Below are 15852 nucleotides of genomic sequence, written 5' to 3'. Positions count from 1 at the left end.
GAGCCATGCTCGGCATTGGCTCTACCGGTAACGCCTCTGCCGAGCATGGCTCGGCACTACAGGTGAAGCTTCGGCCACGCGAAAAAGCCAGCGCGAGGGCTGGCTTTCGGGTAACGCGCTACTTACCGCATTATTTCATGCGGTAGGTGATACGGCCCTTGGTCAGGTCGTACGGCGTCATCTCAACCTTGACGCGGTCACCGGTCAGGATGCGGATGTAGTTCTTGCGCATGCGGCCGGAGATGTGGGCGATGATTTCATGCCCATTTTCCAAGCGAACGCGGAAAGTGGTGTTCGGCAACGTCTCGCTGACGGTGCCTTCGAACTCGATGGAGTCGTCTTTCGACATGTAGTCCTGTGCGGTTCTGCGGACGGCCAATAGGCCTAAGGGCGGGAATTTTACGCCTTTGCGGCGCAGGATGCAAAGTTTGCGTTAAGCACCGGTATTCAGGCGAGCGCGCAGGCCGCCAGCTCGCCAAATCTGCCTGTCCAGCAGCCGACTTCGCCCGGTCGGTGCACCAACTCACGCACGGCAGGAAGAAACTCGGCGCGCGGCAGGTGGTCGGCGCCCATCCGCAGCAGATGCGGGTTCTCAACCTGTGCGTCCAGCAACGGCCAGCCCCAGTCCGCCAAGGTGCGCGTCAGCGCAGCGAGCGCCACCTTGGAACCGCCGCTGCGGCCACTGAACATGCTTTCGCCGAAAAACATCTGACCAATGGCCACGCCGTAAATGCCGCCAACCAGTTCCTCGTCATCAAATACTTCCACCGAGTGCGCGTAACCCAGCTGGTGCAATTGCACGTAGGCGGCAAGCATGGCATCGGTTATCCAGGTGCCGTCCTGGCCGGGCCGTGGTGCCTGCGCGCAGGCCTGCATGACCTCGGCGAAGGCGGTATCGGCGCGGATCTTCCAATCGCTGTTGCGCAGGCTGCGGCGGAACCGCGAGGACAGGTGTACCTGATCGGTGCGGAACACCATGCGCGGGTCCGGCGACCACCACAACAGCGGCTGGCCTTCGGAGAACCAGGGGAAGATGCCGCCGGCATAGGCATTGAGCAGCCGTACCGGGCTCAGGTCGCCGCCGATGGCAAGCAGGCCATCCGGGTCCGTCAGTGCCAGCTCCGCAGGAGGGAAGGGCGCATCGCTGGCGGTATCCAGCAGGAACGGGCCTTTGTTGCTCATTGCGATGGATCTTCCTGTTTGAACGGCGAATGGCGCAGCAGATCGGCTTCGTAGCGGGCAAGATCTTCGCGCTCACGGCGACACCAGTCGCGTGCGGCCTCGCGGAACTGTGGATGCGCAAGCCAATGATGGCTTTGCACCCGGGTTGGCAGGAAGCCGCGCGCCAGTTTGTGCTCACCCTGTGCTCCGGGCTCGAAGCGCTGCAGCCCCTCGCGCAGGCAGTAATCAATGCCCTGGTAGTAACAGGTTTCGAAATGCAGGCCGGGCAGGGCAGTGCCACCCCAATAGCGCCCGTACAGCGTATGGGTGCCGCGCAGGCACAGCGCGCCGGCGATGGGTTCGCCGTCCTGCAGGGCAAGGAAAAGCACCAGCTGGCGCGGCATCTGTGCCGCCAGGTGGCGCAGGAAGGCCAGCGTCAATGCGGGTGCATTGCCATACTCGGCGAAAGTCTGCAGGTAGAAGCCGTGCATTGCCCGCAATTCGTCGGCACTGGCCTCGTCACCGTGACGCGTCACGAAAGTGATGCCGGCCTGCGCGACCTTGCCGCGTTCCTGGCGGATGTTCTTGCGCCGCTTGTGGTCCATTGCGGCAAGAAAATCGTCGAAGTTGTTCCAGCCGGGACGGCGCTGCCACTGGAACTGCACATCGTCGCGTTGCAGCCATTGCGGGCCGAACAGCGGGCTCTCGTCCGCCAGATGGAAGTTGATGTGCGCCGAGGACAGTGTATCGTCCTGCACATGCGCAACGATGGCCTGCAGCAGGGCCTGGCGGTCTGTGTCGCAGCGGGCCAGCAGGCGCGGCCCGGTAACCGGCGAGTAGGGCACGCCGCCCAGCCATTTGGGGAAGTATTCCAGCCCATGGCGCGCGTAGGCATTGGCCCAGGCGTGGTCGAACACGAACTCGCCGTGCGAGTTCTGCTTCAGGTAACCGGGTGCGGCAGCAACAAGCACGTCGTCACGCCACAGGCTGAGGTGCTGGGCCTGCCAGCCCCATTCCGGACGCAGACAGCCATGCTGCTCAAGCCCACTGAGGAAGGCATGGCTGATGAAGGGATTGCTGCCGTCGTGCAGGGCATCCCAGGCGGGTGCACCGACGTCTCGCAGATGGGAAAGGACTCGGAGTTGCGTCATCAATCGAGCCTAGCGTATCCGCCCGGCATCGTTCATTTAGGCGCAGGGCTGGAGGGCGCGTCGGTCCCCCACCTTATGGTGCGCACTTCCTCCTTGATTGCTGCCATATCGCAATTCCAGACGGGTTCCGGCAGTTGCTGCACGCGTGCATTTGCAAACGCCGCGACACGATGGACGCCGCGAGTTTGTCCCGCCGCCGCGGCCACGCTGTTGTTGCAAAAGCGGTACGTCACGGCTGGCTGAGGGACGCCTGCCAATTGCTGAGGCGAGCGCGTGTAATACGACTGGATCGCCGCATTGATGATGCTGTTGGCGGCAATATCCTGCATGGCAAAAAGCCCAATGCCGACGCTGTCCGGAGAGGTGGTATCGAGTGTCTTGCCCGGCAACTGCTGGAAATAAGTTGCTGCCGCACTACCTCCACCTTCCACTTCCTTCAAAAGCGTCAGTGTCATCAACTGCTCGGTGGCGGTGGATTTTCCAGCAATCGAATCTTCCTGCAGCCAGGTCAACGCCAGTTGGCGGCGTTCTGGAGCCATTCGTACGCCAGCAACGAGGCAGCTGGTGAGGGCAGGGGAAAGCGTCTCCCTGCTTTTGACGTCACCCCCAATGGCGGATGCCAGCATTTCGTCGAGTCCCTTACGCAGATTCTGGTCTGCCGACTGCAGGACAAGTTGCATCGTTGCCAGCGAACGCTTGCTGCCGCCGAGATAGGCAAAGGCAGGATCCTGCTTCACCAGCTCCGCAACCATGTCCTGGGACAGGCATAGGTTGCGAACCATGGGATTCATCTCTGAAGGAGCCAGCGACGGCGGAACTGATTCCGCCGCCGCGGCTGCATTTGCAGCCGCCATGGCAGCTGCGATCAAGACGACGCGATACATTCAACAATCCTTGTCAGTTCGCCATCAGGCGCTCAGGCGCCCTTTTCGTCCAGGAAGCGTTCGGCGTCCAGCGCAGCCATGCAGCCGAAGCCGGCCGAGGTGATGGCCTGGCGGTAGTGCTGGTCGGCCACGTCGCCGGCGGCGAATACGCCTTCGACCGAGGTCATGGTGGCGTTGCCGCCCAGGCCGGAGCGGATTTCCAGGTAACCGTTGTTCATGGCCAGCTGACCGGTGAACAGCTCGGTGTTGGGCTGGTGGCCGATGGCGACGAAGAAACCGTGCGCTTCGATATCGCGGGTGCTGCCGTCGAGGGTGGACTTCACGCGCACGCCGGTGACGCCAGCGTCATTGCCCAGCACTTCGTCCACCTGGTGATGCCAGACGGTTTCGATCTTGCCGGCGGCGACCTTGGCGAACAGCTTGTCCTGCATGATCTTTTCCGCCTTCAGCGTGTCGCGGCGGTGGACCAGGTAGACCTTGCGGGCGATGTTGGACAGGTACAGCGCCTCTTCGACCGCGGTATTGCCGCCGCCGACCACGACCACGTCCTGGTCCTTGTAGAAGAAGCCGTCACAGGTGGCGCAGGCCGACACGCCGCGGCCCTTGAAGGCTTCCTCGGACGGAATGCCCAGGTACTTGGCGGTGGCGCCGGTGGCGATGATCAGCGCATCGGCGGTGTACTGGGCACTGTCACCGGTCAGGGTGAACGGGCGCTTGGACAGGTCGGCGGTATGGATATGGTCGAACACCACTTCGGTGTCGAAGCGCTCGGCATGCGCCTGCATGCGCGCCATCAGGTCCGGACCCATCAGGCCGTGGGCATCGCCCGGCCAGTTGTCGACCTCGGTGGTGGTCATCAGCTGGCCGCCCTGCTGCAGGCCGGTCACCACCAGCGGCTTCAGGTTGGCGCGCGCGCCATAGACGGCAGAGGTCCAGCCGGCGGGGCCGGAGCCGAGGATCAACAGGCGGGTGTGCTTGGTCGGGAGGCTGGAAGTGCTCATGTATACTCGCGAAAGTCAGGATTGGTGGCCCGAACGCGACATTCCGCAACTGTCCGGGCAAGCCAATAGAGTGGCGGTCTGACCCCTGTGAATCAAGGCACGTGAATGGAAATGCGCGGCCCGTTGGATACACCTTTGCTGTTTCCTGCATTGCCGCCGCCAGATCTGGCGGCTTTTTGACGTTTTCTGTCTGTCAGCCGTACCGCAATGCGCTGCAAGCGGGTGAAACCCGGCGATCTGTCGTTTAATATCAATCACTAACCGTGCATTTTTAAGGTCTGGTCAAAGGTGGCGAAACAGGTCCCGGAACGCGACAAGAGCCCCAAGGCTGCCGCTGATGCGCGCAAGCAGGCGGCTGCAGCAGACAATCCGCGTCGACAGAAGTTATGGCGTGACCTTGCGTTGATCGCGATCGCGCCGGCCTTGCTGTACCTGCTGGCCAGTCTGTTCACCTATTCCCCCACCGATCCGGGCTGGTCACAGTCGGGCTCGGTGGTTGCGCCCGTGCACAACATGGGCGGCAAGGTTGGCGCGTGGATTGCCGATGTGCTGCGCCAGCTGTTCGGCTATGTGGCCTACCTGATCCCGTTGATGCTGGCGGCGGTGGCGTGGATCGCCATGTTCGGCCTGAAGAAGAATGATGAGCGTGCCCAGGACGATCTGGGCCCGGCGTTGCGCCTGGTCGGCATTGTCGGCTTCCTGATCGGTGCTACCGGTTTCCTCTACCTGCGCCTGCCGCCGGGTGACGTTGCCCGTGCGGGCGGCGGCCTGGGCGTGCTGGTGGGCAAATCGCTGCAGACCGGTTTCGGGCCGGTGGGCAGCAACCTGTTCCTGCTGGTGCTGCTGCTCACCTCGATCACCCTGGCCACCGGCCTGTCGTGGTTTACGGTGATGGAGAAGATCGGCAAGTGGGTGCTGGCACTGGGCCCGGTGCTCAACAAGAAGAAAGAGCAGGCCAACGAGTGGCAGCAGACCCGGGTGCTGCGCGAGGAGCGCGAGGAAGTGCGCAAGGTGGACGCCGAGGTACGCGCCAAGCGCGAGCCGGTGAAGATCGAGCCACGCCCGGCACCGGTGATAGAGAAGAGCGACCGCGCCAAGCGCGAGACCCAGATCCCGATGTTCCAGGGCGTCAATGGCGACGGCTCGGACATCCCGCCGCTGGCGCTGCTGGACGATCCCAAGCCGCAGCCCAAGGGCTATGACGAACAGACGCTGGAAACGCTGTCGCGGCAGATCGAGTTCAAGCTCAAGGATTTCCGCATCGATGCGCAGGTTGTCGGCGCGTATCCGGGCCCGGTGATCACCCGTTTCGAAATCGAGCCGGCGCCGGGCATCAAGGTCAGCCAGATCAGTTCGCTGGACAAGGACATCGCGCGCGGCCTGTCGGTCAAATCGGTGCGTGTGGTGGACGTGATTCCGGGCAAGTCGGTAATCGGCCTGGAAATCCCCAACGTCACCCGCGAAATGATTTTCCTGTCCGAGCTGCTGCGCTCCAAGGAATACGACAAGTCCACCAGCCCGCTGACGCTGGCGCTGGGCAAGGACATTGCCGGCCGCCCGACCGTGGCCGATCTGGCACGCATGCCGCACTTGCTGGTTGCCGGTACCACCGGTTCGGGCAAGTCCGTCGCGGTCAACGCGATGGTGCTGAGCCTGCTGTACAAGGCCAGCCCGAAAGACCTGCGCATGCTGATGATCGACCCGAAGATGCTGGAACTCAGTGTCTACCAGGGCATTCCGCATCTGCTGGCGCCGGTGGTCACCGACATGAAGGAGGCCGGCAACGGCCTGCGTTGGTGCGTGGCCGAAATGGAACGCCGCTACAAGCTGATGAGCGCGGTGGGCGTGCGCAACCTGGCCGGCTTCAACAAGAAGGTGAAGGACGCGATCGACGCCGGCCAGCCGCTGATGGACCCGTTGTTCAAGCCCAACCCGGAAATGGGCGAGGCGCCGCGTCCGCTGGAACCGCTGCCCTTCATCGTCATCTTCATCGACGAATTCGCCGACATGATGATGATCGTCGGCAAGAAGGTCGAAGAGTTGATTGCGCGCCTGGCGCAGAAGGCACGCGCGGCCGGCATCCATCTGATCCTGGCCACGCAGCGACCGTCGGTGGACGTGATCACCGGCCTGATCAAGGCCAATATCCCTACCCGTATCGCCTTCCAGGTGAGTTCCAAGATCGATTCGCGCACCATCCTTGACCAGTCCGGTGCCGAAGCGCTGCTCGGCAACGGCGACATGTTGTACCTGCCGCCGGGCACGGCCATGCCGGACCGTGTGCACGGCGCCTTTGTCTCCGATGAAGAAGTGCATCGCGTGGTTGAGCATCTGAAAGCCAGTGGCCCCACCGACTACATTTCCGGCGTACTGGACGAAGTGCAGACCATGGGCGACGGCATCGTGGTCGGCGCCAACGGCCTGCCGGAAAGCAGTGCCAGTGCTGGCGACGAATCCGATCCGCTGTACGACGAAGCGCTGCGCATCGTCACCGAAACCCGCCGTGCCTCCATCTCCGGTGTGCAGCGCCGCCTGAAGATCGGCTACAACCGCGCCGCCCGCCTGATCGAAGCAATGGAAGCGGCCGGTGTGGTCACCGCGCCGGAACACAATGGCGACCGCACCGTCCTGGCACCGCCGCCGCCAAAGCACTGAACGGAAGGGCGGCATTCAGCGAGTGATTGCCGCCCATTCAGTTTGAAAGAGGCAGACTCTGCCTCACCACCGACACAACTATTTCAAGCCGCCATGACTGCATTCCTGCGCCATACCGTTCTTGTTGCTGCCTTGGCTTGCGCCGGCCTTGCGGCGGACGCCCATGCCGGCGCCCGCGACGATCTGAAGGCCTTCACCAACGGCCTGCGCGGCCTCGATGGCCAGTTCGCGCAGCAGGTGGTGGATTCGCGCGGCCGGGTCAAGGAGTCGTCCAGTGGCCGCGTTGCGCTGTCGGCGCCGCGCCAGTTCCGTTGGGAATACACCCGCCCGCATCCGCAGCTGATCATCGCTGACGGCAGCAAGTTGTGGGTGTACGAGCCGGACCTGGAACAAGCCCGGGTCAGCCCGCAGGGCGACGAGGAGCAGAACAATCCGCTCACCGCGCTGATCAACCCGGCGCTGCTGGAACAGCAATACGACATCAGCGAAGAAGCCGCGCCGCGTGATGGCATGCAGTGGCTCTCGCTCACCCCCAAGCGTGATACCCAGGCCAGCTTTGATGTGGCGGCGCTGGGCTTTTCCGGCGGTGGCCTGTCGCGGATGGAACTGGTGGATGCCGTTGGCCAGCGCACCATCATCACCTTCAGCGGCTGGAAGAAGAACCCCAGCTTCGCTGCCGGCACCTTCCGTTTCGTGCCGGGCAAGGACGTCGACGTGGTCGGCGAACGCTGAACCCAAGCCCGGCTGCCGAGGCCGGGGCAGGGCGGCCACGCTGTTAGAATGCAGGCGTGGCCAGATCCCGAAATATCTTTCTCGATGAAGCTCCCGCCGACCTGCTGACAGCGGACAGGGACAGCATGCGTCCGCTCGCCGAGCGCATGCGCCCGCGTACGCTGGACGAAATGGTCGGCCAGAAGCGTCTGCTGGCACCCAACACGGCGCTGCGCCGCGCGGTTGAATCCGGGCGTGTGCATTCGATGATCCTGTGGGGCCCGCCCGGCTGTGGCAAGACCACGCTGGCCTTGCTGCTGGCGCAGTACGCCGATGCCGAGTTCAAGGCGATATCTGCGGTGCTGTCCGGCCTGCCGGACGTGCGCCAGGTGCTGGCCGAAGCCGCGCATCGCTTCGCCGACGGCCGCCGTACGGTGTTGTTCGTGGACGAAGTGCACCGTTTCAACAAGGCGCAGCAGGATGCCTTCCTGCCGCATATCGAGCGCGGCACGATCATCTTTGTCGGCGCCACCACCGAGAACCCCTCGTTCGAGCTGAACTCGGCACTGCTGTCGCGCTGCCGCGTGCACGTGCTGGAATCGGTCTCGCCCGAAGATGTGGTCGAAGCGCTGCAGCGTGCATTGGCCGACAAAGAGCGCGGCCTGGGCGAACAGGAAATTACTGTCTCGCCCGAGTCGCTGCTGGAAATCGCCCGCGCCGCCGATGGCGACGTGCGCCGCGCATTGACCCTGCTGGAAATCGCCGCCGAACTGGCAGCGGGCGAGGGCGGTGAAATCACCCCGGAAACACTGCTGCAGGTACTGGCCGACCGCACCCGTCGTTTCGACAAGAACGGTGAACAGTTCTACGACCAGATCTCGGCGCTGCACAAATCGGTGCGCAGCTCCAACCCGGACGGTGCCATCTACTGGCTGGCCCGCATGCTCGATGGCGGCTGCGATCCGTCCTATCTGCTGCGCCGGCTGACCATCATGGCGGTGGAAGACGTTGGCCTGGCCGACCCGCGTGCGCTGGAAATGGCGATCAATGTCTGGAACGCCTACGACCGCATCGGCGCCCCGGAAGGCGATATCGCGTTGTCCAACCTCGTTGTGTATCTGGCCAGCACCGCCAAGTCCAATGCGGCGTATATGTCCCTGCATGCGGCGCGTGCCGATATCGCCAAGTACGGCACCCAGCCGGTTCCAATGCATCTGCGCAATGCACCCACGCGCCTGATGAAAACGCTGGGTTACGGCCAAGGCTACCAGTACGACCACGATGTCGAAGGCGGTATCGCACTGGAGCAGACCGCGTTCCCCGATGACATGGGCGAACAGGTCTATTACAAGCCTGTGGATCGCGGCCTGGAAATCAAGCTCAAAGACAAGCTCGACCGCCTGCGCGCCGCCCGCGAACAGGCACGCGCGCAACGCAAATGACCGCCACGGCCCAATCTGCAACTGGAGCTTGAACCCATGTGGCTTTCCTTCCTGGCCATCGGCGTTGGCGCAGCTCTCGGTGCCTGGTTGCGGTACGGATTGAGCCTTTGGTTGAACCCGCTGCACAACAGCGTGCCGCTGGGCACACTCACCGCCAATCTGCTGGGCGGTTACGTGATTGGCCTGGCGCTGGCTTTTTTTGCCAGCCGGCCGGAGTTGTCACCGCAATGGCGGCTGTTTGTGGTCACCGGACTGCTGGGTGGCCTGACCACGTTTTCGACGTTCTCCGCTGAAGTGGTGTACCTGCTGCAGCGCCAACAGCTTGGCTGGGGCCTGCTGACCATTGGCCTGCACCTGGCCGGTTCGCTGTCGATGACCGCCTTTGGCTGGTGGACGTGGCGTGTGCTGCGACACCTGACTTGAAGCCGCTTTCAATGCCACGTTTGATCCCGCATCATGCGCCCACCACAAATCGAGCGTTCCCCGGATATGCAGCAGAAGCGGGCAAAAAAATGAGTACCCCGGCGTCGTCAGACGCAGTCCGCACCGATGCAGTCGCAGGTTCGCTCCCCACAAGCACCATCATCGGCGCCGATGTCGGCGGCACTTACGCTCGCCTGGGTTGGACCCGGCTCCTGCCCGATGGCAGTGTGAGCGTCAACGGTTTCCGCAAATACGCCTGTGCCGAGCATCCAAGCCTCGCCGCGATTCTGCGTGACTATGCCGATTGGCTGGCGCGCGAAACGGACGCGCCGCCGATTGCACACGCGGTGGTGGCAATTGCAGGCGTGATGGATGGCGACAACCTGCTCAATACCAATCTCGCCTGGCCGGTATCGCTGGCGGCAACCCAACGTGATTCGGGGCTGCAGTCGTTGGAGCTGATCAACGACTTCGTCGCCGTTGCCCAGGCCATGGCACATGCTGAGGCCGACTCGCTGCACCTGATCTGTGGCGAGCCCGGGCGGGAAGCTGCCGGACCGGCCGTAGTGCTGGGGCCGGGCACCGGTTTGGGTGTTGCGGTTTACCTGCCGGGCGGTAGCCCGTCCGTGCTGCCCAGCGAAGCCGGGCACGCGGCATTGGCCGGCTCCAACGCCTTGGAGCACGATGTATTGCGGTTGCTGTCGCAGCGTTACGAACACATCGACAACGAACGGGTTCTATCCGGCCCCGGTCTGATCACGCTGTACAGCGCATTGTGCGAGCTGCGCGGCAGCACGCCACAGTGGCAAACACCAGCCGAACTGGTGGATGCGGCGCGCAGCGGCAGCGACGTGCTTGCGACCCAAAGCGTGGATGTCTTCTGCGCCTGGCTGGGCAGCCTGGCCGGTGATCTGGCCCTAACCTTTGGCGCGCGTGCTGTGTATCTGACCGGCGGCATCACCGGCCATTTGAGCGGGCCGCTGCACGCAGGCGGCTTCCAGCAACGCTTCCTTGCCAAAGGCCGCCTGTCGGCAGCACTCAGACATGTTCCCGTCTGGCGCGTTGAGCATGGCGAGCTGGGAGTATTGGGTGCCCTGGCCTGGCACGTGGACAAGCGCACAACGCGCTGAGCGCAACCAAGGAGATTCCAGCGATGACGACCCGCCGACAGTTCCTGCAGACCTCCGCCTTGCTTGGCGCATTGGGTACGACGGCGCCCGGGTTGCTCGCATCACCCGCTGCACCCAACGGCGCGCGCGTGGCGTCTACCTGGGATTTCGGCGTGGGTGCCAACCAGGCGGCGTGGAAAGTACTGGCCGCAGGCGGCAGTGCACTGGATGCGGTGGAAGCCGGCGCACGCTGGGCCGAGAGCGAGCTGTGCAATTCCACGGTTGGCCATTGCGGCAATCCTGACCGCGACGGCGTGCTGAGCCTGGATGCCAGCATCATGTCGGGAGATGGCCGCTGCGGCTCGGTTGCGGCAATCGTCGACATCCTGCATCCCATCAGCGTCGCCCGCGCGGTGATGGAGAAAACGCCGCACGTCATGCTGGTAGGCGAGGGCGCGCAGCAGTTCGCGATACAGCAGGGCCATGAGCGGCAGAAACTGCTGACGCCGGCAGCTGAAAAAGCCTGGCGCGAGTGGCTGAAGACCGAGCACTACGCACCGCAGATCAATGCCGAACGCCGTGGTATTCCCGGCGACAAGGACAACCACGACACGCTGGGCATGATCGCCATCGATGGCAAGGGCGAAATGGCCGGTGCCTGCACCACCAGTGGCATGGCCTTCAAGATGCACGGCCGCGTCGGCGACAGCCCGATCATCGGTGCCGGCCTGTACGTGGACAACGAAGTAGGTGCCGCCACCGCATCCGGCATGGGCGAAGAGATGATGCGCAACGCGGCGTCATTCCTGGTGGTTGAACTGATGCGGCAAGGCCGCTCACCGGCTGAAGCCTGCCGCGAAGCCATCCAGCGCGTGGTTCGCAAGCGACCCGAGGCCAGCCGCACCCTGCAGGTCTGCTTCCTGGCAATGAACCGCAATGGCGAAGTTGGCGCCTATGCGCTGCATCGCGGCTTTGTGTACGCGGTATGCGACACCAGCAAACAGGATGCCTTGCTTGAATCAGCCTCCGTGTACACGAGCACGCAGGCATGAGTTCGCCGTATCTGCTGGAAATCGCCTGCAATTCGGCGATGTCCGCGCTGGCCGCGCAACAAGGTGGCGCCAACCGCATTGAGCTGTTCGAGAACCTTGAGCAGGGTGGAACCACGCCTTCGTCCGGCAGCATTGCGGTGGCGCGCGAGCACCTGCAGATTCCGCTCTACGTATTGATACGCCCACGTCCGGGCGACTTCCATTACGGGCCGGTGGAAACGGAGATCATGCTGCGCGACATTACCCATTGCCGGCAGTTGGGCTGCGACGGTGTGGTCATAGGAGCATTGACTGCAGATGGCGAGATCGACGTAGCGCTGTGCCGCGAACTGGTGCGTGTTGCCGGGCCACTGGACATTACCTTCCATCGCGCCTTCGACGCCGCACGCGACCTGCCTGCAGCGCTGGAGCAGATAGCCGACCTGGGCATCAAACGCATCCTCAGCTCCGGCGGCCACGCCAGCGCCGCCGAAGGCAGCGCAACGCTTGCCAACCTGGTCAAACAAGCCGGACCACGCCTGCAACTGATGGCCGGGGCAGGGTTGAACGCGCAGAACATCGCCGGCGTCGCCCTCCAGACAGGCTGCCTGCAACTGCATGCCTCGGCCAAGGCGCGGCAACGGTCCGCCATGCGTTACCAGAACCCTGCCTTGCAGGGACTGGACAACGATTGGAGTCAAACCGAAAGCGCCCAGGTCAGCGCATTGCGCCAAGCCTTGGATCAACTGCGCTGAGCTTGGCTTTCTTTATCTCTCGCCAATTAAAGTGACGAGACACTTTAGTCGGCGAGGACAGGCGCCATAGGCGGCAAACCGCCGCTGTAAGCGGACAATACCGGAAGCCCGGACAAACCCAGGCTTTGAGTCCTGGGCTACCAGTTGATGCGCAGACCCAACGATGCGTTCCGTGCCTCGCCGAGCATGTCCAGGTTCCAATATCTACGATTGAATACGTTGTTGAGATTGCCCGTGAGCGTGGCATCGCGGCCGGCGAGCGTGGTGCGGTACTGGAAGCCGAGGTCGGTGATTGTGCGCCCTGGTATCAGGATGCGGTTGGCATCTTCGTAATACTGCTCCCCGGAATACCGGACCGTGCCATGCAGGCTGAAGCCTGGCAGCGGGGCAGGGCGGTACTCGAAGTTGCCGACGTAGTTTCGCGGCGCGGAACCTGCCGGGCGATTGCCGCGCAGCGCGGTGTTCTCCGGCGAGAGATCCTCCAGGCTGGCATCCAACCACAAGCCACCCAAGCCGATATCCAGACTCTCCGTTACGCCATAGCTGGCAATCGCTTCAACACCGCGATACAGAGTGAGGCCGTCCTGCACCCGGTAGCGTTGGCCGTCACGCCATTGGTCGATCTGCGCACCACGTTCGACGCGGAATGCGGCCGTGGTGAAGCCCAACTTGCCGCTCTGGTACTTGGCGCCTATTTCGTATTGTTTGCTGATGGTCGCGTCCAGCACCTGGCCGGCATTGGCATAAGGTGGCGAACTGTCAACGCCTACGCGCCCCGCTGATTCCAGCGACTCCACGTAGCTGCCGTAGATCGATACCGCTTCCACCGGCTTGTAGATCAACGCAAGCGTTGGGGTAAGTGCCGAGGTTGCGTATCGTGAATCCACCGTCGGGTCGCCGTCCTTGTCGCGCTGTTCGTAGTCCACGTAGCGCGCACCAAGTACCGCCTGCCATTTTTCACCGAAGTGCACTGTGTCGCTGGCGAACACCGATTTCTGCCGCTCATCCGAACTCACCGCTGCGAAACTGAAGTCCGGAACGTGGTGCGAGATGAAGTCCTGGCGCCGGTACAGATTGCCCGAGAAATCATTGCTCCAGTACCAGTCGTTTCCCCACCGGTCCCAACTGCGTTGCATCGCAGCGCCGAACACCAGTTCATGTCGAACCGTGCCGGTTTGGACGCTGCCGTTGACCAGGACCTGGGCGACGCTGCTACGCAGATCGGCAGCAAAGTTGTAAACGCTGCCTTCGTAATCGCCCGCTTCATTGAGCAGGTTGCCGAACATCTTGTTCGAGTAGTGTTCGCGTCGGCTGCCACCGACAGTGAAGTCCACGTTCCAGTCCTCACTCACACGCCATTGCAGGCCAGTGGTGGCATTGCTGGTCTTCGCGCGGTAATAGGAATTGCGTACGCGAATGTTCTCGTAATCGTAGGTGGGGCGTGGCAGGCGATCGCCCGCATAGCTGTCCCAGTAGAAGTAGATCGGTTCATGCTTGAGCTTGTTGTCTTCGCGCAGCACTTCGGCATGCCAGACCAGCGCGTCGCCGATCGGCTGCTCCACGGCTATCGCCAACACCTCACGATCCAGCCCGGCGCCGTTGTAGGCTTCGCCACCGTCCTTGGCCAGATTGACGCGTACGCCGAACGAATCCGGCCCGTTGAAACGGGTACTGGCATCCACGCGCGCGGACCAGGCGCTGTCATTGCGCCAGCCCAGCGTGGTGACGAACATCGGGCTGGTGGTAGGCCGCTTGGTCCGGTAGCTGATGATGCCGCCAGGCGAACCGAAGCCGTACATGAAGCCACCAAGGCCCTTCAGCGCCTGCACCGATTCGACCGCTTCAAGCGGATACTCGCCACCCCATTCCATCATCATCGGCACGCCATCCACATAGTGGTTGGTTACGCCGATACCGCGTATCTGCGTACCCCACCAAGCGGTGGTGGCGGAAGGCTCCGCCGCATACACCGACGGATCATTGATGAAGACATCGCCCAACGTCGTTGCGGCGCGCTTTTCAATGTCTTCCTGTACCACCACGGTTACCGAGAACGGGGTATCCAAAAGCCGCTTGGTGCCCAGGGCGCCGGCACTGGCATCAAGGTTGAGATCCAACCCCAGCCGCTCGCCTTTGACCTGAACCGTATCGAGTTCGGTTGCCTGCTTGGCAGTCTGGCCGGAGGCGGCATTCTCTATGGACTGCGCCTGCACGTTCAGGCAGGCAGCGCTAAGACAGACGTACAGGGCAGAATGACGCGGAAAACGCACGCGTAGGAGACGAGGCAGCAAGAAGGTGGCCTTGGCGAGAAACGCAGAGAGGGGCAGGGCGGCGGCAGCCTGCCGGCAGAAGCACGGCTGCGATCCTATTGCGAACGCGTCTCAATAGCAATATTCGGTTTGGAGTGCGAGCCGTCTTCCGGCGAGATGCAGTGGAAACTGCGATTGGCAGGCGCTGTATTCGCTGGCCGCCGACGCTATTGCAGCGGTCGAGCGGCCCAGAAAGCAAAAGAGCTGGCCACGTTGAGGCGGTTCTTTGGGTTCGGCTGCAATCGGAGCCGTGTGCGACACATGCTCTAATAATTGTGACGAGTCACTATATTAGTGAGGTTCGCTCCGAGTCCGAAGACGCTACCGCGACGCCGTAGTCCGATACGGAGTTCAATGAGCGGCAACATACGGTACGAGCAACGTGTGACGAGGCGACTTTGATGCGCACAGCCGGAGATCTGATCAGCTACTGTCGTTGCCGACGATCTACATCAGCGCGGTGTAGTCCGTGGGATCTATTGGAAAGGCAGTCAAGTCCATGCTGGCTGCCGCCGCCAGAGCGCCATATCGGGCGGCCAACGAACTGCTGCGCTGTGGACTGGCGAGATCTGAGGAGAAGCCTGGTCCAGGCGTGCCAGATCTAGCGAGAATTTGGCTCCCAGCGGCATGGCTACTGCGCGCGATAACCCCAAACGGCTAGCCAACCAGGAATCCAAGATGGCCGTTGCCGAGCGAGGCCGGGCAAGAAGTAGGTGCACAGGATCATCAACGCAGATCCTTCGGCTTGGCATGAAGTTGGAGACTGCATAGCCAATAAGGCTGGCCTGTTATTTACATAATATACATACCGGGCGATTTTTCAGGCGTAAATACCTGATTTTGATTGGGTTTTTCAGCAGCCAATGCTGTCAGTGGTGCAACGAAAATCGCTGCTGCAGCAAGCCGGGTCAGCATCTTTGACCACAGTGCGCGTTCCACTGCGGTTTCTGCTCTTTCCGCGTGAAGCCGTGCAACCCACTCAGGACCGTCGAGTTTCGCCATAGCGCAAAGCTGCGCAATTCGCTCGTCGGGTACCGAATACCGTCCTACGCGCCACCCACTCACCAGTGCCCGCGTTACGCCAAGCTTTTTGCTCAAAGCGTTGTCCGACGGTATAGAGCAGGTTTCGCGAACTTTGTCAAGCAAATTATTTACGTCTTGCATGTTTAGTTTTCCTTGACATGGATGTATCGCAGAACTATACAACCTCCCGTGTTTAG

General features: G+C 62.6%; 14 protein-coding genes. 7 read left to right on the top strand and 7 right to left on the bottom strand.

Annotated elements, in window-relative coordinates:
* Positions 1 to 130: 130 nt before the first annotated feature.
* The 5 genes from infA to trxB form a co-directional block, all read right to left on the bottom strand.
* The gene (gene infA / locus ACVOKO_RS01125; RefSeq protein WP_005409596.1) at positions 131 to 349 is read right to left on the bottom strand and encodes a translation initiation factor IF-1; all 219 of its coding nucleotides are present in this window, start codon (positions 347 to 349) and stop codon (positions 131 to 133) included.
* A gap of 98 nt (positions 350 to 447) precedes the next feature.
* Complete coding sequence (aat, locus tag ACVOKO_RS01120) at positions 448 to 1182, bottom strand: leucyl/phenylalanyl-tRNA--protein transferase (protein ID WP_346496440.1); 735 nt, start codon at positions 1180 to 1182, stop codon at positions 448 to 450.
* Positions 1179 to 2312: a GNAT family N-acetyltransferase gene (locus ACVOKO_RS01115; RefSeq protein WP_346496438.1), complete on the bottom strand. Its 1134-nt coding sequence runs from the start codon at positions 2310 to 2312 to the stop codon at positions 1179 to 1181. Before ACVOKO_RS01115 ends, aat begins: the two co-directional genes overlap by 4 nt.
* Before the next feature lie 32 nt (positions 2313 to 2344).
* The gene (locus ACVOKO_RS01110; RefSeq protein ID WP_346496436.1) at positions 2345 to 3196 is read right to left on the bottom strand and encodes a hypothetical protein; all 852 of its coding nucleotides are present in this window, start codon (positions 3194 to 3196) and stop codon (positions 2345 to 2347) included.
* A gap of 32 nt (positions 3197 to 3228) precedes the next feature.
* On the bottom strand, positions 3229 to 4197 hold the full coding sequence (gene trxB, locus ACVOKO_RS01105) for a thioredoxin-disulfide reductase (protein WP_057626373.1): 969 nt from the start codon (positions 4195 to 4197) through the stop codon (positions 3229 to 3231).
* 288 nt (positions 4198 to 4485) lie between these two features.
* Between trxB and ACVOKO_RS01100 the strand changes: the two genes are divergently transcribed.
* From ACVOKO_RS01100 to ACVOKO_RS01070, 7 genes are all read left to right on the top strand, one after another.
* The gene (locus ACVOKO_RS01100; protein ID WP_346496434.1) at positions 4486 to 6852 is read left to right on the top strand and encodes a DNA translocase FtsK; all 2367 of its coding nucleotides are present in this window, start codon (positions 4486 to 4488) and stop codon (positions 6850 to 6852) included.
* Positions 6853 to 6945: 93 nt separating this feature from the next.
* The gene (gene lolA, locus ACVOKO_RS01095; protein WP_346496432.1) at positions 6946 to 7584 is read left to right on the top strand and encodes an outer membrane lipoprotein periplasmic chaperone LolA; all 639 of its coding nucleotides are present in this window, start codon (positions 6946 to 6948) and stop codon (positions 7582 to 7584) included.
* 125 nt (positions 7585 to 7709) lie between these two features.
* Positions 7710 to 9005, top strand: coding sequence for a replication-associated recombination protein A (locus ACVOKO_RS01090; protein WP_346496430.1), 1296 nt, complete (start codon positions 7710 to 7712; stop codon positions 9003 to 9005).
* A gap of 36 nt (positions 9006 to 9041) precedes the next feature.
* Positions 9042 to 9428: a fluoride efflux transporter CrcB gene (gene crcB / locus ACVOKO_RS01085; protein ID WP_346496428.1), complete on the top strand. Its 387-nt coding sequence runs from the start codon at positions 9042 to 9044 to the stop codon at positions 9426 to 9428.
* Between the two features lie 89 nt (positions 9429 to 9517).
* A complete protein-coding gene (locus tag ACVOKO_RS01080) occupies positions 9518 to 10558 on the top strand; it encodes a glucokinase (protein ID WP_346496426.1) in 1041 nt (346 codons plus the stop codon).
* Between the two features lie 23 nt (positions 10559 to 10581).
* Entirely contained in the window at positions 10582 to 11589 is a 1008-nt protein-coding gene (locus tag ACVOKO_RS01075; protein ID WP_346496424.1) for a glycosylasparaginase, read from the top strand.
* The gene (locus ACVOKO_RS01070; protein WP_346496422.1) at positions 11586 to 12323 is read left to right on the top strand and encodes a copper homeostasis protein CutC; all 738 of its coding nucleotides are present in this window, start codon (positions 11586 to 11588) and stop codon (positions 12321 to 12323) included. The genes ACVOKO_RS01075 and ACVOKO_RS01070 overlap by 4 nt, the downstream gene beginning before the upstream one ends.
* 137 nt (positions 12324 to 12460) lie before the next feature.
* Here ACVOKO_RS01070 and ACVOKO_RS01065 read toward each other — a convergent pair whose 3' ends face one another.
* On the bottom strand, positions 12461 to 14614 hold the full coding sequence (locus tag ACVOKO_RS01065) for a TonB-dependent siderophore receptor (RefSeq protein ID WP_346496420.1): 2154 nt from the start codon (positions 14612 to 14614) through the stop codon (positions 12461 to 12463).
* A gap of 810 nt (positions 14615 to 15424) precedes the next feature.
* Positions 15425 to 15796, bottom strand: coding sequence for a DUF3693 domain-containing protein (locus ACVOKO_RS01060; RefSeq protein WP_346496418.1), 372 nt, complete (start codon positions 15794 to 15796; stop codon positions 15425 to 15427).
* Positions 15797 to 15852 lie beyond the last annotated feature (56 nt).

Source organism: Stenotrophomonas sp. STEN240 (genome assembly GCF_056756175.1).
Note: the sequence above shows the minus strand (reverse complement) of the source record. Positions and strands in the feature narration are given on the sequence as shown.